Source organism: Musicola keenii, from assembly GCF_014855505.1.
Classification (GTDB): domain Bacteria; phylum Pseudomonadota; class Gammaproteobacteria; order Enterobacterales; family Enterobacteriaceae; genus Musicola; species Musicola paradisiaca.
On the sequence record NZ_JAAWVW010000016.1, the window covers coordinates 67,979 to 88,862 of the forward strand.

Here is a 20,884-nt window from a genome sequence, read left to right on the forward strand (position 1 = left end):
ACCGGCATTATCACGGTGCGTAACTTTTTGTTAGCAATAAAAAAACCCCCGATTTCGGGGGTTTACTGAAAACGCCGACAGCATCAGCTATTTCGAACCCGCAGCACTTCCCGGATACGAGATTTATAGACTTCCACTTTCTGCGGGGTCAGCATCCGGCGATCTTCATCCAACACCACGCCGCCAATGTCGTCAGCAATACGCTGGGCTGACTGCAGCATCAATTTGAAATTCTGACTGGCGTCGCCATACGACGGCACCATCATGAAAATCGATACCCCTGGCGTGGTGAATTCAGACATCGCGTCAATATTGAACGACCCAGGCTTAACCATATTCGCCAAGCTGAACAGCACCGGCCCACTGCCTGATGGATTCACATGACGATGGAAAATATTCATCTCACCAAACTGAAAACCCGCCTGAAGAATACTCTGCAGCAATAACTCACCGCCGATGACGCCGCCCTGATGTGCAGCCACATGCAACACCAGCACGGTCTCTTGCACTGACTCTAGCGCATCGGTCGCCGAAGTTGGCGCCTCATCACAGGCAATCGGATTTGGGTGCTTATGCTCACCCTGCTCATAAGCAGAGGCAAAAGTTTCCTGCGGTGCCGAAACCGGCTGCTGATAGGACGGTTCAGAATGCGGTATAACGCGAGAATCCTGTTCCGCTGTCGCACGTTGGCCGACGATTGGCTCAGGAGCATCCAGCAACGGATCGTAACCTGACGAAGAAGAGGATACCCCTTGCGAACGAGACAATGGAGGCTCGTCCTGCGAGCTTGGAGGTTGAGGATGATAACTGCCCAGTGAAGGTTCGCCATGGGTACGTGCGCTGCGCACTCGCACTTCGCCGACGCCTTCATCAGGTTCATCAGCCGGCGTTTCTTCACGTTTTGACTTCAGACGTTTCACAGGGCGATCGCGGAAGAGGGACGAGCGTTCCTTACGGCTTGTCCACAGACCATGCAGTAACAGTGCTATAATTGCGATCGCGCCAACAACGATTAAGATCAGACGCAGGTCCTGCATCATTGCTATCCCGGTTATTCCAAACATTGCCACTACGGCAAATACACATATCTCTAACTGTATTTGCCTGTGTACCCAAGTGCAAGCGCGGCCGATAGTTTATGACAATAAAGATAGACGTGGCGCATTTTTTTGCTGACTTTTCACACAAATCCTATCTGGCTTGTTGAAAATCATCCCTATATGATGCCGTAACCCGCATTTTCACGGTAAGAACGGTACAATGACGCACAAACAACAAGTTGATAATTCACGCAGTGGTTTCCATTACTTCATGAAAGGCTGGGAATTGCTCAACCTTCCCGGTATTCGCCGCTTTGTCATCCTTCCCTTGCTGGTCAACATCCTGTTGATGGGCGCGGCGTTCTGGTGGCTGTTCCACCAATTGGGAAACTGGATTCCTCTGTTGATGAGCCACATCCCTGATTGGCTGCAATGGCTCAGCTATCTGATCTGGCCTCTGGTGACGGTTTCCATCCTGCTGGTATTCAGCTACTTTTTCAGCACCATCACCAACCTGATCGCAGCGCCGTTTAACGGCTTATTGGCGGAACAGCTAGAAGCACGTCTGACCGGCCATACGCCGCCTTCAAGCGGATTACTGGATATCCTTAAAGACATTCCGCGCATCATGCGACGCGAAATGCAGAAATTGGCCTATTATTTACCCAGGGCGTTGGTGCTCGTTCTGCTCTACTTTATTCCCGGCATAGGTCAGACGCTGGTTCCGGTGATCTGGTTCCTGTTCAGCGCCTGGATGCTGGCGGTGCAATATTGCGACTACCCTTTTGATAATCACAAGATCAGTTTCCCGGTCATGCGGCAAGCGCTGCGCCAGCATAAAATCGCCAATCTACAGTTGGGTTCACTGATCAGCCTATGCACCATGGTGCCGCTGCTCAATATGCTCATCATGCCGGTCGCTGTATGCGCTGCAACCTCTATGTGGGTTGATCGTTATCGTCATCTTTCCGCTACGGCGAATAAACGCTAATCGGAGCGAACTATGCAGGAAAATGATGAAAACATATTTCCTCAGAACATAACGATATAGCGATTCTTTACTTCACTGGCTGTCTCGAACGAGTATTCTCTCTAGCGTTCGCAAAAATTTCATACAGTTATTAAGGACGGGCTATGAGCAAGATCTATGAAGACAACTCTTTCACAATCGGCCATACGCCGCTGGTTCGCCTCAATCGTATCGGTAACGGACGTATCCTGGCCAAGGTAGAGTCTCGCAATCCGAGTTTCAGCGTAAAATGCCGTATCGGCGCTAACATGATTTGGGACGCCGAAAAACGCGGCCTACTGAAACCGGGCATTGAGCTCGTCGAGCCCACCAGTGGAAATACCGGCATCGCTCTGGCCTATGTTGCCGCCGCGCGTGGTTACAAACTGACGCTGACCATGCCGGAAACTATGAGTCTGGAACGCCGTAAGCTGCTGAAAGCCTTGGGTGCCAATTTGGTGCTGACCGAAGGCGCCAAGGGAATGAAAGGCGCTATCGCCAAAGCCGAGGAAATCGTCGCCAGCGACCCGCAGCGTTATTTGATATTGCAGCAGTTCAGCAACCCCGCCAACCCTGAAATTCACGAGAAAACCACCGGTCCGGAAATCTGGGAAGATACCGACGGTCAGATTGACGTATTTATTGCCGGCGTCGGTACCGGCGGTACCTTGACCGGCGTCAGTCGCTATATCAAGAACACCCAGGGGAAAGCCATTACAGCGGTTGCGGTGGAACCTGTCGACTCCCCGGTTATCAGCCAAGCATTGGCAGGCGAAGAAATCAAACCTGGCCCACATAAGATTCAGGGTATCGGCGCAGGTTTCATCCCGGCGAACCTGGATCTGGCACTGATTGATCGCGTAGAAAAAATCAGCAATGACGACGCGATTAATACCGCGCGTCGTTTGATGGAAGAAGAAGGCATTCTAGCCGGAATCTCTTCTGGCGCAGCGGTAGCTGCAGCCCTAAATCTGTTGAAGGAAGAAGCGTTCGCCGACAAAACCATCGTGGTTATTCTGCCGTCTTCCGGTGAGCGCTACCTGAGTACCGCCCTGTTTGCCGATCTGTTTACCGAACAGGAATTGCAGCAGTAACCCCTGCGAATGGTTAATTCACGGTTAAAAAAGCACCCTTCTGGGTGCTTTTTTGTGGCGGACTTCAAACTTTATATCACTTCTCCATTGCTTTTCCGGGGCAGGTTTAGTATTTAACCGGTCAATTATTTTGATGCGTAAAATTAATATCAGCCGATGCCTCAAATGCGGCACTCGTCTTACCAGGATGATTCGACACGGCCGGGTCGAATCCACCCACCACAAGGCGAACCGTAATCACTCAGGTGTTTCTTGCCGATATTTCGACCAGGGCGACGCCGCAACGTTTCCTTAACCACGCATCCCGGCCGGCTCTGACTCCGTTCAGGGCTAACAGTCAGGCTAAAGTTCGGTACATACACTAAACTTTAGTGCCGTTATATAAATCTTATGCAACAAGTTGGGGAAAACAGAATGTTCCAGCAAGAAGTGACTATCACCGCTCCAAATGGTCTGCACACCCGTCCCGCTGCCCAGTTCGTGAAAGAAGCCAAAGCTTTCGCCTCTGAAATCAACGTTACGTCCAACGGTAAAAGTGCCAGCGCTAAAAGCCTGTTTAAATTGCAGACCCTCGGGCTGACACAAGGTACTGTAGTAACTATCTCCGCCGAAGGCGAAGATGAAAAAAATGCCGTTGAGCATCTGGTCAAACTGATGGCTGAGCTTGAGTAATACAGCCTGTTTTCTTTAGTGAACATCAGAATACAGTAAGGTAGGGTTATGATTTCAGGCATATTAGTATCACCGGGTATTGCTTTTGGTAAGGCACTGCTGCTGAAGGATGAAGAAATCATCCTTAACCGTAAAAAGATTGCTGCCGATCAGGTTGAACAGGAAATCGAACGTTTCCTGAGCGGTCGTGCCAAAGCATCACTTCAGCTGGAAGCCATCAAGAAGAAAGCGGCGGAAACGCTTGGCCCGGAAAAAGAAGCCATCTTCGAAGGGCACATCATGCTGTTGGAAGATGAAGAGTTCGAGCAGGAAATCATAACCCTGATTAAAGACGATCATGCGTCTGCCGACTCCGCAGCGTTTTCCGTCATCGAAAGCCAGGCCAAAGCGCTGGAAGAGTTGGATGACGAGTACCTGAAAGAACGCGCCGCCGACATGCGCGATATCGGTAAACGTTTACTGAAAAATATTCTCGGCATGAACATTGTCGATCTGGGCGACATCCAGGATGAAGTGATTCTGATCGCCAAGGATCTGACCCCTTCCGAAACCGCGCAGTTAAACCTGAACAAAGTGCTGGGTTTTATCACTGACATCGGCGGCCGTACTTCCCATACTTCCATCATGGCCCGCTCGCTTGAACTACCGGCCATTGTGGGCACCACCGATGCTACCCAAAAGATCAAAAACGGCGATTTTCTGATCATTGACGGGGTAAACAATCAGATTTACCAAAATCCTGAACAAGATGTTATCGAAAAGCTCAAGGCGATTCAGGAACAATACAACACCGAGAAGTATGAACTCGCCAAACTGAAAGATCTGCCAGCCATCACGCTGGACGGCCATCAGGTTGAGGTTTGCGCCAATATAGGCACCGTGCGCGATATCGCTGGCGCCGAACGTAACGGCGCTGAGGGCGTCGGTCTGTACCGCACCGAATTCCTGTTTATGGATCGCGATGCATTGCCGACGGAAGAAGAGCAGTTCCATGCCTACAAAGCCGTAGCAGAAGCCATGGGCGCGCAAGCTGTCATTGTTCGTACCATGGATATCGGTGGTGACAAAGATCTGCCGTACATGGATCTGCCGAAGGAAGAGAATCCATTCCTTGGCTGGCGTGCAATCCGCATCTGTTTGGACCGTAAAGAAATTCTTCATTCTCAGCTGCGCGCTATCCTGCGTGCGTCTGCGTTTGGCAAACTACGCATCATGTTCCCGATGATCATCTCCGTGGAAGAAGTGCGTACCCTGAAAGCGGAACTGGAGATGCTCAAAGCCCAGTTACGTGCGGAAAACAAAACTTTTGATGAAACGATCGAAGTGGGCGTCATGGTGGAAACGCCGGCGGCCGCGGCTATCGCTCATCATTTGGCGAAGGAAGTTGATTTCTTTAGTATTGGGACAAACGACCTGACCCAGTATACTCTGGCGGTGGATCGCGGTAACGAGCTGATTTCCCATCTCTACAACCCGATGTCCCCGGCGGTATTGACCCTAATCAAGCAGGTAATCGACGCTTCTCACGCGGAAGGTAAGTGGACCGGTATGTGCGGTGAGCTTGCTGGCGACGAACGTGCTACACTACTGCTGTTGGGGATGGGGCTGGATGAATTCAGCATGAGTGCGATCTCGATTCCTCGCATCAAGAAAATTATCCGTAATGCTAATTACGAAGATGCGAAAGCGCTGGCGGAACAGGCGTTAGCTCAGCCGACAGCAGAAGAGTTGAGCAGTCTGGTAAGCCGGTTCATTAAAGAAAAGACACTTTGCTGATACCGCTATGCTGGCCCAATATTAATGCTTAGGAGAGAATCATGGGTTTGTTCGATAAGCTGAAATCTCTGGTTTCTGATGACAAAAAAAGCACCGGCAGCATTGAAATCATTGCACCGTTGTCAGGTGAAATCGTCAATATTGAAGATGTGCCTGACGTAGTTTTTGCCGAGAAAATCGTGGGGGATGGCATTGCCATCAAACCGACCGGCAACAAAATGGTAGCGCCGGTAGATGGCACTATCGGTAAAATTTTCGAAACCAATCATGCTTTTTCCATCGAATCAGACAGTGGTATCGAACTTTTCGTTCACTTCGGTATTGATACGGTTGAACTAAAAGGCGAAGGTTTTAAACGCATTGCGGAAGAAGGCCAGCGCGTCAAAACAGGCGACGTCGTGATTGAATTTGATCTGCCGTTGTTGGAAGAAAAAGCTAAATCGACTCTGACTCCTGTAGTCATTTCCAATATGGATGAAATCAAGGAGTTGACCAAGCTGAGCGGTACTGTTGTGGTAGGTGAAACACCGGTTATCCGCATCAAGAAATAACGGTTAGCGCCGCGAAATACGTTCACAGACGCCGCCCCTGCTTATGCCGGGGCGGCGTTTTTTTGGCGAATGGAAAGCTATCTCAGTTCTCAGTTCTCAGTTCTCAGTTCTCAGTTCTCAGTTCTCAGTTCTCAGTTCTCAGTTCTCAGTTCTCAGTGTAGGGATGCTCATCCATTGTGCTGATAATCAACAGAGCGTGATCACCACCTGCGGAGGCTAATGCCAGGCAGCATGGTCTGGCGTCATACACGGATACGTTCAAGATACCGCTATCCCCCAAACACTGTGGCCCGCCGCTATGGACTTCGGTTCGCCTACGTATAGCCAACCCTCAATCATAACCCATCAATTATCAAGGGATTGCCAAATGGGCAGGCAAATGCGAATCAGCAAACCGCCTGATTCACGATTCTCCGCCTCAATTCTGCCGCCGTGGGCCAACACAGCCTTGCGGGCGATCGCTAACCCCAAGCCGTAGCCTTTGCCGGACTGAGGCGAATCAATACGCATGAAGGGATCGAAAATGCTGGAGAGCTTGCTTTCTTCGACGCCGGGTCCTTGATCCGCCACGCCAATCGTCCATTCATGCTCACTGCGGGACAACATAACCGATACCTGCATCCCCTGTCCGGAAAACCGCAGCGCGTTTCTGACGATATTGTCCAATGCCCGCCGTATCAGCTCGGCAGCGCCTTTAACGGTATAATCGTCATATTCGCCGGTACTAAGCACGATGTGTACGCCGGGAACCTGCGCTTCATACCGTGCGTCGTTCACCACCGCATTCACCAGTCCAAGCAAATCGAAATACTCTTCGTTATTCCCTGCGGCATTTTCCGCCCGCGACAACGTCAACAATTCGCCGATCATCTTATCCATCCGCTCGGCTTCCCGTTCGATGCGTTGCAGCGAATTTTCTACGTTGTCCTGATTCTGGCGCGCCAGCCCAATGGCCAATTGCAAGCGCGCCAGCGGCGAACGTAATTCGTGCGATACGTCATGCAACAATTGTTCTCTGGCATCAACCAATACCGCCAACCGCCCGGCCATAGCGTCGAAATCCCGGGCAACGTCGCTGATTTCATCATGGCGGCGCCGCATAGCGGGAAATAACCGTACCGACAAGTCCCCCTGAGAAACACGATCGAACCCACCACGCAATTGGCTAAGCGGCCGGGTCAGGTTCCAGGCCATTAGCCAACTGAACAGTAAGCCGCCAAGCCCGCCAAGCCAAATCATCGGCGGTGGAAGATGCAGAAAAAACGGCACTGGTGCGGCGCCCCGTTCAGGCATCAAGTCGTGACGCCAGCGATCGACATTAAAGCGCACCAGATAACGCTGGCCATCTGCAAGCTGCACCACCTGCGTAGTTGCGGTATCCGACAGACCATCGTTCCTGGCGGGCGCATTACCCGGCGGCGGTCGATCGCCCATCGCGCCCGGCTCGCCGCCCGGTGGCGGCATCGGCGCCATCAGCAAATCGTGTTCCGGCGCCTCTGGGGCATAAAAATCCTCATCCTCATCCATCGGAAAGATGCTGATATAACGCCGGGATGCTTCCGGCCAGGACGACATCTCTTCAGACAACGCTGCCATCCCACCGCTATGCAGCGCCTGAACGGCCAGCGAAAGCTGCAACGCAATAACCTGGCGTCCCAGCCGCACCTCCGGCGGCTGGTTGCCATCGCGTTCACCGTAAAACGAGAATCCGACCCACAGCAATTGGGAAATCAGGAAAAAGGTCAGCCATAATCCCAGTAAAATTTTCCAGAACAACCTGCCATGCATGATCAACGAATCCGATAGCCGACGCTGCGCACGGTTTCAATGGTCAAAGTGCACCCATCCAAAAGCGCGAGTTTCTGGCGGATATTACTGATGTGGACATCTACGCTGCGATCGTAGGCCTCACGGCGGCGACCAAGACATTTCTCGGACAACTCATCCTTGGTCACGACTCGCTCGGAAGAACGCATCAACAGCTCCAGCAAGTTAAACTCGGACGCCGTCAGATCAAACGCCTTGCCGCACCATTCGCTGCTGCGGGTAGATGGGTTGATGACCAGATCGCCATAACTGACGGTACTCACGTCCGCCGACGACTCCGGGCGATCTTCGTAGCGACGTAGCACGGCACGCAAACGGGCGACCAGCTCGCGGGGATAGCAAGGCTTAGGTACATAATCATCCGCCCCCATCTCCAACCCGATAACCCGGTCGATGTTGTCGCCTTTCGCCGTCAGCATAATGACGGGTATCTGCCGGTCGCGACGAACCTGCCGCAGGACATCGATACCACTCATATCCGGCAGCATGATATCCAGAATCATGGCGGTATACTGATCGGACATGGCGCCGTCCACCCCTTCCCTGCCAGTCATCACCTGCGAGGTACTGAACCCTTCCGCCGTCAGGTATTCACACAGCATATTGCCCAATTCAGCATCATCATCTACCAGTAAAATTTTCATACCCTATTCCCGTGCGTTTTTCACCGAGTCTATTCTCAAGGCAATGCTTTTTACGCGCAGCCCCATTTACGGAATCCTTACCTTTCACTGAAAAAAAGATTACCTCTTCTGTGCAGCACGGCGGGTACAGTAAGCTGTTTCCGGATTTCACCAGTAAGGACACGTCAGTTTTGAGCACATCCCGCTTACACTCCAGCCGAAAACTGTGGCTATCGGCCTGCCTTTTACTCTTGATGCTGGCTGTAGCCTTTTTCCTGTTTCGCCCTGCGCCGCCCGTGAACTATATCACCACCCCGATTGAACTCCGCGATCTGGAGCAAACCGTGCTGGCGGACGGTACTGTCAACGCCAAAAAGCTGGTCAGTGTCGGCGCGCAGGTGTCCGGCCAGATCAAAGTATTGCCTGTATCGTTAGGGGATCGCGTCCAAAAGGGACAGTTGCTGGCTGAAATTGATGATCTGACCCAACAGAATACCCTCAAGGACAGCGAGGCCGCGCTACAAAACATTCAGGCACAGCGGATAGCCAAACTCGCCACCCAGCGCAACAATCAGCTCGGTTGGCAACGCCAGCAGATGCTGATGCAAAAAGGCGTAGGCGCACAGGCGGATTACGATAGCGCCAAAGCGACGCTGGATACCACGCAGGCGGAGATTGCGGCGCTGGATGCACAAATCATCCAGGCGAAAATCGCGGTGAATACCGCGCAGGTCAATCTGGGTTACACCAAAATTGTCTCACCGATAGACGGCACTATCGTGGCGCTGCCGGTAGAACAAGGCCAGACGGTCAATGCGGTACAGAGCGCGCCCACCATCGCCAAGGTGGCCAATTTGAGCACCATGACCATCGAAGCCAAGATTTCAGAAGCCGACGTCATCAACGTTCGGCCCGGTATGCCGGTCTGGTTTACTATTTTGGGCAACCCGCATAAACGTTATCAAGCGACGCTGCGTGCTATCGAACCCGCTCCCGAATCCATCAGCAGCGAAAGTTCGAGCAGCAGCAGCACATCCAGCAGCACCAGCAGTTCTGGATCCGGCTCCAGCAGTTCATCCAGCACCGCGATTTACTATAACGGCCTGTTCGACGTGGAGAACCCCGACGAAACACTGCGCATCTCGATGACGGCGCAGGTCTATATTCTGTTATCGTCCGCCAGGCAGGTCGCCGTGGTTCCCGTCAGCGCGTTGATTAACCGTCAGGGCAAAACCTTCGTGCAAGTCGTCACTCCGCAGCAGCGGGTGGAACAGCGGGAAGTCGTCACCGGCATCAGCGACAATGCTTACATTCAAATTCTCTCTGGCGCGAAGGCTGGCGAACAGGTCATCATCAGCCAGCAAAGCGGCTCGGCCACCACCTCCTCCCAACCACCGGCACCGCCAATGGGATTCTGACCCATGAGTGAACCTCTGCTGCAACTACGCCAGCTGCATCGCAGCTTCCAGAATGGCGAACAACGGGTTGATGTACTGAAAGACATCAACCTAACGATCCAGAACGGCGAGATGGTGGCTATCGTTGGGGCGTCAGGTTCGGGTAAATCCACCTTGATGAACATCCTCGGTTGTCTCGACAAACCGACCGCCGGCGATTATCAGGTGGCGGGCACCTCGGTGCTGACGCTGGACAGCGATCGGCTAGCGGCATTACGGCGCGAGCACTTCGGCTTCATTTTTCAGCGTTATCACCTGCTTAACGACCTAAGCGTGCGCGACAACGTCGAGATCCCGGCCATTTATGCCGGCGTCGCGCGTCATGAACGCCAACAACGCGCCGGCGCTCTGCTCACTCGCCTGGGGTTGTCGGATAAGCTTGGCAACTCGCCCAACCAACTTTCCGGCGGTCAACAGCAACGGGTCAGCATCGCCCGCGCGCTGATGAACGGCGGGCAGGTGATTCTGGCGGACGAACCCACCGGCGCGCTGGACAGCGCCAGCGGCCAGGACGTGTTGTCGATCCTCCGGGAACTGCACCAGCAAGGCCACACCATCATTATCGTGACCCACGATATGCGTATCGCTCAGATGGCCGAGCGCATTATCGAAATCTGCGATGGAGAAATCATCGCCGATCGCCGGCTGGACAGCGATTCTCACGCCACATTACGTCCCCCCTCCGCCGCCACCAACAGGCCGCTCACCGGTTGGTACGATCGCCTGCAAAACGCCTTCAAGATGGCGTTGCGGGCCATGAACGCCCAACGGATGCGTACCTTCCTCACCATGTTGGGGATCATTATCGGCATCGCTTCGGTGGTATCGGTCGTGGCGCTGGGCAAAGGCTCCCAGCAACAGGTGTTGGAACATATCAACGCCATGGGAACCAGTACGCTGGAGATCTTCCCCGGCAAAGGATTCGGCGATATGCGTTCCGGTGCAATCCAGACCTTGCGCATCAACGATCTGCGGCCGCTGGAACAGCAACCCTATATCCACAGCGTTACCCCAACGGTGTCGACCTCAATCACGCTGCGCTACGCCAACAAAGCGGTATCCGCCAGCGTCAACGGCGTCGGCGAACAGTTTTTTACCGTGCGCGGTTACACACTGACGGCCGGCAACGGTTTTACTGCGCTGAGCGTCGAGCGTCTGGCGCAGGAAGCGGTCATCGATCAAAACACTCGCGACAGGCTGTTCCCGCATGGCGAAAACCCGCTGGGACAGGTGATTTTCCTCGGCACGTTGCCCTGTCGCATCATCGGCGTAGCCACCAAGCTCCAATCGGGGTTCGGCAGCGATGAGAATCTCAACATCTGGCTGCCTTACACCACGGTAATGCGCAGGATGGTCGGCCAATCTTACCTGCGTAGTATTACTGTGCGGGTCAAGGACAATGTGGATCTGAGCGTGGCGGAACAAGGCATTACCCAGGTGCTGACCCGTCAACACGGTAGCCAGGACTTCTTCGTCATGAACACCGACAGTATCCGGCAAACCATTCAGAAGACGACCGCCACCATGACGCTACTGGTTTCCGCCATCGCGCTGATTTCGTTGATTGTCGGTGGGATTGGCGTCATGAACATCATGCTGGTATCGGTGACAGAGCGCACCCGAGAGATTGGCGTGCGAATGGCGGTCGGGGCCAGAACCGGCGATATCATGCAACAGTTTTTGATTGAGGCAGTGCTGGTATGCCTGTGCGGCGGGTTGATCGGCGTGATCCTGGCGTTACTGGCCGGCACCGTCGCCAGCCATCTGAGCAGCGTCACCATGATCTATTCGGCCACGTCGATGGTGGTGGCGTTTGTGTGTTCCAGCCTGATTGGCGTGATATTCGGCTTTTTCCCGGCTCGACGTGCCGCGCAGTTGCAACCGATCCACGCGCTGGAGCGGGAATAATCGTAAAAACAGGCTTGCCGTGATGCGGCGTGCGGCCGGATATCAGCCGAAAACGCCGGTGGAAAGATAACGGTCGCCGCGATCGCAAATCACCGTCACCACCAGGCTGTCAGGCGCCTGTGCCGCAACGCGCAACGCGCCCGCCACCGCGCCGCCGGAGCTGACGCCGCAGAAAATGCCCTCGACCGTCGCCAGTGACCGCATGGTGTCTTCCGCCTCCTGCTGGGAGATATCCAGAATACAGTCCACCAACTGCGGCTGGAAAATACCGGGCATGTACTCCGGCGACCAGCGACGAATCCCCGGAATATGGCTACCTTCCTGAGGCTGTAGCCCAACGGTACAGATACTTTCCCGCTGGCTTTTCAGATAACGGCTGACACCGGTAATGGTGCCCGTCGTCCCCATACTGGAGACAAAATGGGTGATACGCCCTGCGGTCTGACGCCAGATTTCCGGGCCGGTAGAGGTAAAATGCGCCAAAGGATTATCGGGATTATTGAACTGATCCAGCAGTTTGCCCTCGCCCGCCTCCGCCATGTGCCGAGCCATGTCACGCGCCCCCTCCATACCGAGCTGCCGACTGACCAGTATCAGATCAGCGCCGTAGGCACGCATGGCGGCCTGGCGCTCCATGCTCATGTTTTCCGGCATCAGCAACCGCAGGCGATACCCTTTCATGGCCGCCACCATAGCCAGCGCAATCCCGGTATTGCCGCTGGTTGCTTCGATCAGGGTATCGCCCGTTGCAATCTCCCCGCGTCGTTCCGCCTGCTGAATCATGGACAACGCAGCGCGATCCTTCACCGACCCCGCCGGGTTGTTTCCTTCCAGCTTCAGCCAGACTTCGCCGCCGTTCGCCGCCGTCAGCCGCTGTAATTTCACCAGCGGCGTATTGCCAACACATTGTTCAAGCGTGGTCACTCAACCTCCCCGGCACCAACGGCAAACGCGCCTGACGCCAAAAAACAGGCACCGCCAACGCAGTGCCTGTCGAAACTCATCAAAGTAAGGTGATGTTATAGCGACAATAAACGGTCAAGAGAAGGGGCAAAGAAATAGCTGCCGCTCACCGCGCGGGTAAAACGCAACATGTCGTCGCGCTTGCCGTCGCGATCGCCGAACATACTCATCAGTTGCTGCTCGATATTATGCAGGCGGGCGCAGTAGGCGACGAAATACAACCCGTGTTTACCGCTGGCGGTGCCATACGGCAGGCTCTGGCGCAAAATCTTCAGCCCTTTGCCGTCTTCTTTCAGATCGACCCGGCTTAAATGCGATGTCACCGGGCGCTGCTCAGACGACAACTCTTCATTATCCTGCTTGGTTCGACCAATCATCTGTTCCTGCTGTTCCACACTCATACGTTGCAGCTGACGCAGGTTATGCTCCCAACGCTGCACGAATACGTAGCTGCCGCCCGCGCCTGGTTGGGAGTCCGGGATTATCGCGACGTCGCGGCGGGCGTCGCCCTGCGGGTTTTCCGTGCCGTCGACGAAACCGCTCAGGTCGCGATCTTCCACCCAACGGAAACCGTGAGTTTCCTCTTCGATGTTGATGGTATTGCCGAACGCGGCCAGCAATGCCTGCGCCAGTGAAAAGTTCACATCATGCCGCAAGGATTGGATATGAATCAGCATATCGCGCTGAGTCGACGGGGCCAGCCCGTTGCCGAGCGGCATAAACGGTTTCAGTTCGACCGCGCTGTTATCGCAATCCAGCTCACGCCACACGTCGTAGCCAAAGGCAATGACCGCGCCCAAACCGGCATCGGGAAAGCGCTGCTGCAATTCGGTCAACGACTGACAGAATTTGCGGCACCCTTGACGGATGGCATCAAATTCACCCTGTACCATCGCCTCCATAAAAATGGCAAAACGGCGATGCTCCAGCAAAATACCGCTTTGAATTTGTGTCATCTCTTGCGTCCTCACTCGGTGCAGTGTTTTCCACCTCAGCAATGCCATGCCGGGCTGTTATCTCAATGCTGCGATATCAATAAAAACACGAGGCGTGGTCACCACGCCCCAATTAGATTCACATGATATCAAACGATGTTGATGATAACAGGATAACCTTACCAATAAAGGTGCAAAGCGAGGGCGACTGTTTTGGCTACACATGTGTGCACCTGCTGCACATCACTCGCCGCGCGTCGCTTTCATGGGCGGGAGTACCACCTTGATTAACCCGTACAGCACACTGGCCGCCAGCAGCGAATTCAATGCCGGGATCCCCCACGCGGTGAATAATCCGACCGCACTTCCCGCCAGACTTGCCAGCATCGCAGACCACCCGACATATGGCGTGCTATCTGCATCCGGCAGTTCGCCACGTCGGCGACTTTCGTCCAACTGCGCCCGGCTGGTACGCAAGATATAGTAATCCACCAGCATCACCCCGATAATCGGCGGGAAAAACACGCCCAGTAAGGTCAAAAAATCCACAAACCGGTCCAGAATGCCGATCACCGATAAAAAGGTGCCGATAAGCCCGATCAGCAACGTGATGGTTTTGTAGCTGAGTTTTCTGCCGGTGACGCCTTCTACGGCATTGGCGATACCTAATGACGAGGAGTACAGATTAATGTCATTGATGCGCAAAGTGGAAAAAATCACGGTAACCAGCCCGATTCCCCCTGCCGTTTGCGACATGATGGTGACGATATCGGCCGTATTCAGCGCTCTGGCAATCAAAATCGCCAGACCATTGACGACGAACTCGCCGATAATGATCGACAGCATCGTGACCCAAAAAACATGCCGCCCGCGACGGGAATAACGCGTCATATCGGGCGTGATCAGGCTGGCCACAATACACCCCCCCACCACCATGGTCGCCCCGGCGCTCACCGAAATCGCCTCGCCCGCCCCCACGGTTTGCAGTAAGTCGGTAATAGCGTGCCCAGTGAGCGTCATGGTCGAAATATAGCCTACTACCATGATAAACAACGGCACCGCGATCCTGGCGGTATAACGCAAGGCGCTAAAACCAAAGGTGACCAGAAGCGTCAACGCACAACCGGAAAGGGCCGCTGACCAGCCGAACCCCAAGCGATCGCCCAGGGCAAAATTCAGTGATTTGGCGAACACCGCGTTTTGTACGCCGAACCAGCCCAGCAGGCTGACGGCGATAATGGCGCCGATAAATACCGCGCCGAGCCGGCCAAAACCACACCAGCGCGCCAGTAAACTACCGGATAGCCCTTCCTTCATGCCTGCATAACCCAGTCCCAGCGTCACCACACCAAAAATCGCACTGCCGATGGCAATCGCCAAAAATGCATCGCCGAGCGTCATCGCATGCCCCAGCACCGCCCCCAACATGAACTGATCCAGCGCGGTGAGCATACCAATATGAACCAACGCAACATTGAAAAACGGCAACCGAACCGATGTCGGCACCCGACTCACCGGATAATCATCAAGGTTTTCCATATTTCTATCCTTCCTTAAATAAATAAAATGCCCTTTTCAATCAGAGAGTGAGGTATAAAATTTTCCAATCCTCTATTTCGACAATATTCTTCAAATTGATTCAAAGAATGAACGCCGATTTTTTGGTACATGTTGTAAATTCTATTTTCTATTGTTTTATGTGAAACATTAAACTTCCTTGCAATTTCTTTACTTGAAAATCGGCGTAACATTAGAAAGACAACATCAAGCTCAGACTTAGTAAATACATCAATATTAATCGACGTTCTCAGTATTGAAGGTTTTTTCTGATCAATATAAATTAATGGTGACAATGTACTAAATGGTTTGGCGTTCCACATTACACCAATACATTTTTTATCACTATTAAGGATAGGGATTTTTTCACTGACAAACGGTGTTAGCTCATTCTGTCCATACCAGTAATCAGTTTCGATAACGGACACACGCTGCTCGCTGTTTTCTGCTCGCCTATCATGCTCGATAAAATCGTCAGATAACTCAGCCCAACTGGTTGGAAACTCTGCATCCAATCGACCTTCAATACCGAATTTTTTAGGGGTCACAGTGTAAAGGCGGGCCGCGCGGTTCATATAGATATGACGCGAAGCCAAATCTTTTATCCCCCATGGCTCGTTCAACCCTTCAAGAAGGGTGATAAGATTACCGATATAATCACTTTTCACTGATAAAGGCGAATTCATCCTTTTATCCCTATTCCTTACTGTTCGGTCTGATATCAGATAATACTCTTAGCCAGATAATGCCGGGTATATTTATTAGCATAATCAGGTAATTCGCCATACTCCTGATAGCCTAATTTTTCATAAAACCCTTTAGCCTGAAAACAAAAAGTATCAACATACGCCATATGGCAACCCCGAGTCAGCGCTTCTTTTTCCGCTTGTTGCATCAACTGACTACCTAATCCAGTATTACGGTATTCATTACTAACCCAAAGATACTGGACCTCCAACCCACCCCACCAAGTTCTGGCAACCAATCCCGCAACAATAAGACCATCATCATTGATAAAATTCAAAAATAGAGGACAAATATCTACATGCTCATAGTCTTCATTATGTCTCCACAAATTCTCGATAACATACTCTTGCTCTTTCTCATCAGGCTTATCGGTTACATGCAGTTTCACTCTATGCTCCTTCAAATCCACACTCACTTCACAGATGAATAAACAATTTGAATCAAAAAACAGTGCAAAAATCAAGGGTAATCTTTACTCGTTTAAATTTAAACTTATCACGCTACTCTACAGAAAACCCCAATAATATTTATAGACACCAAAAATCTTCGCACCAGGGAAAACATTACAAAAAACAATTTTTTGTATTTTCTTGACACTTCAAAACATATTAATTTAATACCATTTTTTATTTTATGAAAAGAATAAAAAAAAAGACAATGAAATCATTAAAAATAAATCAATTAGCAGTGAAATTAGTTTATCTTTAATGATTCGATGAGGATTTAAACTAATCGATAAAAATGGAGAAATAATATGCACACAAGGAAAAACGACTGGCACTCCGCCGACATTATTGCTGCATTGAGGAAAAAAGGGACATCACTTTCAGCGGTCTCACGAGAAGCCGGATTAAGCTCCAGTACATTGGCAAACGCCTTATACCGCCCTTGGCCGAAAGGAGAATTCCTGATCGCCACTGCATTAGGTATTAATCCGGAAGAAATATGGCCCAGTCGTTATTATGATCCGCAAACCAATACCTTGGTTGACCGTAAAAAACTGATACGCAATACAGCCGATAAATCCCAGGTGCCAACCTGAATTCTATTAATACCAACGGCGATAATTCGCCATACCGTATCCTGCTGGGAAAACACTACGCAGATGGCAGGTAAAAAACATCCGGCTGAATCAAACGCTGCAATAGATTTGATACGGCATACAGATTCAGCAACAACAGTGCGGACAAGAACCGGGACAAGTAGCACCCGGCTCTCAATTATACTGTCATACCGATGAATTACTCGCGCGCCTGTGCGTGCCAGATAATTTTGCTGACGCGCCAGCTTTTCAGAATATCGTCAGACGGCATCAGCCCTTCAGGGCCATTCCAATTACCGGAAAACAGATAGCTGACATTCTTACCCTGAGGGGCGACGCATTCCACGCTGTGTACATCATTTCCTTCGCCAGGACGGCAAGATTCAAACGCCTTCGTATAAAGTGTAGAGAACTCATCGCCGATTCTTACCCCCCAGGCGCTGGCGATATCCTTATCCATTACTTCAACGGTGTTGACTTGGCCTTTGGGGCTGCCGCTGATAACCAGCTTAACGCTGTTATCTTTCAACGCTTCATAAAACGCCACCAGCTTGCCGCCATGCGACTCCATACCGCCGCGCAGGCGATAATCATTATTCAACGCCTTACTCAATTCGGGCTCCAACAGTACTGTCGTCGATGTGATACCGCCAACGCCGCTGTCGGAAACGGATAAATGGCCGCCAAACCAATTGAACGGCGACAGGCTGGACCAGGAAAAACCAGAAAACGTGCTACAGCCGGCCAGCAATAACGGCGCAACCATCAGCAATGGGCGAATCATTCTCACAATCAACTCCTCAACATAAAACCACGCTTGCGCCGGCATACGCCGAACAAGCGAAAACTGATCCTAACCACGTAACGTGGATACAGTCCCAAGCGAGGCTCTGGTCTGCAAACCATTCAGGGCGAAGACCACCACAGCCACGGTGACGACGACAGCGATTGTAATCGCATTCGATATAATTAAACACCGTCGCTCGCATTATCGGTCAGTGACAAGATAGTGGGCATTGACTGAAAGCCGGTTAATGTTAAATCTCACTTCTGTATCAATAAAATTATTCAACCTTTTCATTGAGTTTAGATGTGATATGAACGTCATTTTCTGGTTACGTATCCCCTTGTTTCATCTGTTTTCTGGTGATGTATTTTGTACTCCGTGTATTTCATCCTGTGGCACGGTAAGCGCTGTCCAAGCGCTACTGCCGGTTAGACAAAATCATGCCGATAATATTGTGCCTTCCTTGGCGCGTTATAATGTTCATTACTGAGAATTGCTTTAAAGGAGTAACGCGCTGTATTGTTCAAAATAAACACGTTTTGCCTTTAACCTCGAATGAATTAGGACAAAATCCATATATAGGATCAACGAACATGATTTACCTGGACAACAGTGCCACCACCGTCATGGCACCAGAAGTCCGTGCAACCGTCATTCATTATTTTGATGAATATTTCGCGAATGCTTCTTCTATCAGTCATTATGAAGGCATACGCGCTAATTACTATCTGGAAGAATGTCGGGCTGTTGTGGCGCAATTAATTGATGCAGATGCACAGCATATTTCTTTCAATTCCGGCGCTTCTGAAGCTAATAATACGGTGATCAAAGCGGTTGCTGACTACTATTCATCCCAGGGTAGCGTTCATGTTATTACCAGCGCTATTGAGCATAAATGCTTACTGAATGTCTGTCAGTACCTCAGCCGGTACGGTATTGATATTACCTATATTCCTATCGATCATCTGGGCAAGGTCTGTCTGACATCGTTGCAGGCTGCGATACGCCCTGATACCCGTTTGATTTCAATTATGGCCGCTAATAACGAAACCGGTGTTTTACAACCATTGGATGACATTAGCGCTATTGCACATCAACATAATATTTTGTTCCATACCGATGCGGCGCAGTGGGTGGGCAAACTGCCATTTTCGGTAACACGGTTCAGGCCAGATTTCGTTAGCATCTCAGCGCATAAATTTCATGGCCCAAAAGGTATTGGCGCATTGTATTGCGCCTGCCCGGAAATGATACGTCACTCACCGCTCATCCACGGTGGTGGTCAAGAGTCGGGGCTGCGCAGTGGTACAGTCAATCTGCCTGGCGTTGCCGGAATGGCTAAGGCTGCTGAACTGTTTATTGCCTCTCATCAGCAGCGAGTGGCTAACCAGCAAAAGATGAAGCAGTATTTTATTGATCGTTTACTGACGCATATTCCCGACACCAGAATTAACGGCTGTCGCCAGCAAAGTTTGCCTAATACGGTGAACTTTTCTTTACCAGGAGTCAAAGCCAGCACGTTGTTGAAAAAACTCAAAATGAAGGTCGCACTCAGTAGTGCTTCAGCGTGTCATTCAGCAGAGCAAAAGCCAAGCCATGTTCTGTGTGCCATGGGACTGAACGATGCGGCACTTCAAGGCGCTATCCGGTTAAGCCTTAGTTATACCACTGAGATCGAGGCATTGGACTCCGCGTTAGAACAACTGATCTCCTGTGCACAGAGATTGAGAGGATAGTATGAGAGACATCATACGCCAACGCCGAGTTGCCGAGTTGTGGTTGGCCTGTGTGGCCGCAGGTTGGGGCATCGGTTTTCCTGCAATGAAGCAGGCGGTTAATGAGCATTCGGTGTTGATGGTATTGGGACTGCGCTTTGTGCTCTCCGCATTTCTACTACTGCCGTTCAGTGCCAACAAGCTGCGCAATATGCCGATGAAAACGCTGGCAGCAGGTATAGTGCTGGGCCTGCTGCTTGGCGCGGCGTTTGTTTTTCTTATTTTTGGATTACAGCTGACTACAGCCTCAAACACGGGGTTTCTTGCCGGGCTGAGTGTGATATGGGTACTGCTGCTTTCCGGGCCGTTGGCGGGTAAATTGCCATCGTTTGAAGCGGCACTTGCAACGTTATTTGGTCTGGTTGGCCTGTACTTAATGTCGGATATTCACGGTTGGCAACTACAGTGGGGCGACACTTTAGTGGTGATTGGCTCGGTGTTCACCGCCATACACATCATGGCTCTCGATAAGTTAAGTACGCACCATGACAATATGATTCTGGCGTTTTTACAGATCGCTACCATCGCACTCGTTATCATGGTTATCCAGTATTCCAGGTGGGACGCCGTATTACCGGCGATGTGGGACAGTAGGCTGGTGCTTGCTGTCTTCGTTACGGCGATCTTCTCGACGGTGATTGCCTTCTGGGTTCAGACCCGTTATCAGCGTTATACCACACCGACTCGTGCGATTCTGATTTACAACCTTGAACCCGTATTCTCGGCGCTGTTTGCCGTCTGGCTATTGCGTGAAACGTTGTCGGCGAATATTTTGCTGGGCGGGGGCCTGATTCTGCTGGGCATGTGTCTTCCGGGTATGATAACCACATTCACCCAGCGCTATAGCAAAGAGAAGAATATTGCGATAAGCGACTGATTGAGACCATGACGTTGGGGTGTGACACATTAACCGGCCGGTGTGGTATTACAGTGGTGTGATGACGGCAAGCGACTGAACCGACTGTATCGCCAGATAAATCACTTTTCGTAGCGAATCAGAGAGCGTTCAGAATTCTGTGTCACGTTAAAAATTCTACAGCGTCATCACGTTATTTAGTCGCCCTTCAAAATAAATGGCCAACTGTGACAATGTCAAATTCCAGCTCTGGATGGGCATTGTC

Annotated in this window: 19 protein-coding genes and 1 pseudogene; 10 read left to right on the plus strand and 10 right to left on the minus strand. The window is 51.6% G+C overall.

The genetic code is table 11. The features are described 5' to 3' along the window. Window positions 1-83 precede the first annotated feature (83 nt). Window positions 84-1,040 (minus strand): cell division protein ZipA, encoded by a 957-nt coding sequence (gene zipA / locus HEP82_RS15480; RefSeq protein ID WP_192458910.1) that lies wholly within the window; start codon window positions 1,038-1,040, stop codon window positions 84-86. A gap of 220 nt (window positions 1,041-1,260) precedes the next feature. On the opposite strand from zipA, the gene cysZ reads away from it, so the two are divergent. The 5 genes from cysZ (at window position 1,261) to crr (ending at window position 6,142) form a co-directional block, all read left to right on the plus strand. Continuing rightward, entirely contained in the window at window positions 1,261-2,031 is a 771-nt protein-coding gene (gene cysZ, locus HEP82_RS15485; protein WP_192458911.1) for a sulfate transporter CysZ, read from the plus strand. Window positions 2,032-2,174: 143 nt separating this feature from the next. Then, window positions 2,175-3,143 carry a cysteine synthase A gene (gene cysK, locus HEP82_RS15490; protein ID WP_192458912.1) on the plus strand — a complete coding sequence of 323 codons (969 nt, stop codon included), beginning with the start codon at window positions 2,175-2,177 and terminating at the stop codon, window positions 3,141-3,143. Between the two features lie 414 nt (window positions 3,144-3,557). Further along, the gene (ptsH, locus tag HEP82_RS15495) at window positions 3,558-3,815 is read left to right on the plus strand and encodes a phosphocarrier protein Hpr (protein WP_015854855.1); all 258 of its coding nucleotides are present in this window, start codon (window positions 3,558-3,560) and stop codon (window positions 3,813-3,815) included. A 48-nt stretch (window positions 3,816-3,863) separates the two neighbouring features. After that, window positions 3,864-5,591, plus strand: a complete 1,728-nt coding sequence (ptsI, locus tag HEP82_RS15500) for a phosphoenolpyruvate-protein phosphotransferase PtsI (RefSeq protein ID WP_192458913.1) — start codon at window positions 3,864-3,866, stop codon at window positions 5,589-5,591. 41 nt (window positions 5,592-5,632) lie between these two features. Continuing rightward, window positions 5,633-6,142 carry a PTS glucose transporter subunit IIA gene (gene crr, locus HEP82_RS15505; protein WP_015854857.1) on the plus strand — a complete coding sequence of 170 codons (510 nt, stop codon included), beginning with the start codon at window positions 5,633-5,635 and terminating at the stop codon, window positions 6,140-6,142. 345 nt (window positions 6,143-6,487) lie between these two features. Here crr and HEP82_RS15510 read toward each other — a convergent pair whose 3' ends face one another. Beyond that, a complete protein-coding gene (locus HEP82_RS15510) occupies window positions 6,488-7,930 on the minus strand; it encodes an ATP-binding protein (protein WP_192458914.1) in 1,443 nt (480 codons plus the stop codon). 2 nt (window positions 7,931-7,932) lie between these two features. Next, window positions 7,933-8,613, minus strand: coding sequence for a response regulator transcription factor (locus tag HEP82_RS15515; protein ID WP_192458915.1), 681 nt, complete (start codon window positions 8,611-8,613; stop codon window positions 7,933-7,935). Window positions 8,614-8,846: 233 nt separating this feature from the next. Between HEP82_RS15515 and HEP82_RS15520 the strand changes: the two genes are divergently transcribed. Both HEP82_RS15520 and HEP82_RS15525 read left to right on the plus strand, forming a co-directional pair. Beyond that, window positions 8,847-10,010, plus strand: coding sequence for an efflux RND transporter periplasmic adaptor subunit (locus tag HEP82_RS15520; RefSeq protein WP_192458925.1), 1,164 nt, complete (start codon window positions 8,847-8,849; stop codon window positions 10,008-10,010). A gap of 3 nt (window positions 10,011-10,013) precedes the next feature. Beyond that, entirely contained in the window at window positions 10,014-11,957 is a 1,944-nt protein-coding gene (locus HEP82_RS15525) for a MacB family efflux pump subunit (protein WP_192458916.1), read from the plus strand. Between the two features lie 42 nt (window positions 11,958-11,999). Here the strand turns inward: HEP82_RS15525 and cysM are convergent, their stop codons facing one another. The 5 genes from cysM to HEP82_RS15550 form a co-directional block, all read right to left on the minus strand. Continuing rightward, window positions 12,000-12,881 carry a cysteine synthase CysM gene (gene cysM / locus HEP82_RS15530; RefSeq protein WP_192458917.1) on the minus strand — a complete coding sequence of 294 codons (882 nt, stop codon included), beginning with the start codon at window positions 12,879-12,881 and terminating at the stop codon, window positions 12,000-12,002. A gap of 95 nt (window positions 12,882-12,976) precedes the next feature. Continuing rightward, window positions 12,977-13,876: a Dyp-type peroxidase gene (locus tag HEP82_RS15535; RefSeq protein WP_192458918.1), complete on the minus strand. Its 900-nt coding sequence runs from the start codon at window positions 13,874-13,876 to the stop codon at window positions 12,977-12,979. Between the two features lie 222 nt (window positions 13,877-14,098). Then, window positions 14,099-15,394 (minus strand): cytosine permease, encoded by a 1,296-nt coding sequence (locus HEP82_RS15540; RefSeq protein WP_192458919.1) that lies wholly within the window; start codon window positions 15,392-15,394, stop codon window positions 14,099-14,101. Window positions 15,395-15,408: 14 nt separating this feature from the next. Further along, window positions 15,409-16,098: a helix-turn-helix transcriptional regulator gene (locus HEP82_RS15545; protein WP_192458920.1), complete on the minus strand. Its 690-nt coding sequence runs from the start codon at window positions 16,096-16,098 to the stop codon at window positions 15,409-15,411. Between the two features lie 35 nt (window positions 16,099-16,133). Then, window positions 16,134-16,547, minus strand: coding sequence for a GNAT family N-acetyltransferase (locus HEP82_RS15550; RefSeq protein WP_192458921.1), 414 nt, complete (start codon window positions 16,545-16,547; stop codon window positions 16,134-16,136). 366 nt (window positions 16,548-16,913) lie between these two features. Between HEP82_RS15550 and HEP82_RS15555 the strand changes: the two genes are divergently transcribed. Beyond that, window positions 16,914-17,201 (plus strand): helix-turn-helix domain-containing protein, encoded by a 288-nt coding sequence (locus HEP82_RS15555; RefSeq protein WP_192458922.1) that lies wholly within the window; start codon window positions 16,914-16,916, stop codon window positions 17,199-17,201. Between the two features lie 199 nt (window positions 17,202-17,400). On the opposite strand, the gene HEP82_RS15560 is transcribed toward HEP82_RS15555, so the two are convergent. Together HEP82_RS15560 and HEP82_RS15565 are read right to left on the minus strand one after the other, a co-directional pair. Continuing rightward, window positions 17,401-17,985: an RpoE-regulated lipoprotein gene (locus HEP82_RS15560; RefSeq protein WP_192458926.1), complete on the minus strand. Its 585-nt coding sequence runs from the start codon at window positions 17,983-17,985 to the stop codon at window positions 17,401-17,403. A gap of 97 nt (window positions 17,986-18,082) precedes the next feature. Continuing rightward, a pseudogene (locus HEP82_RS15565) lies at window positions 18,083-18,193 on the minus strand (IS3 family transposase); the annotation flags it as partial. 388 nt (window positions 18,194-18,581) lie between these two features. On the opposite strand from HEP82_RS15565, the gene HEP82_RS15570 reads away from it, so the two are divergent. Beyond that, window positions 18,582-19,724, plus strand: coding sequence for a cysteine desulfurase family protein (locus tag HEP82_RS15570; protein ID WP_192458923.1), 1,143 nt, complete (start codon window positions 18,582-18,584; stop codon window positions 19,722-19,724). Between the two features lies 1 nt (window position 19,725). Then, window positions 19,726-20,640: a DMT family transporter gene (locus HEP82_RS15575; RefSeq protein ID WP_192458924.1), complete on the plus strand. Its 915-nt coding sequence runs from the start codon at window positions 19,726-19,728 to the stop codon at window positions 20,638-20,640. The last annotated feature ends 244 nt before the right edge of the window (window positions 20,641-20,884 follow it).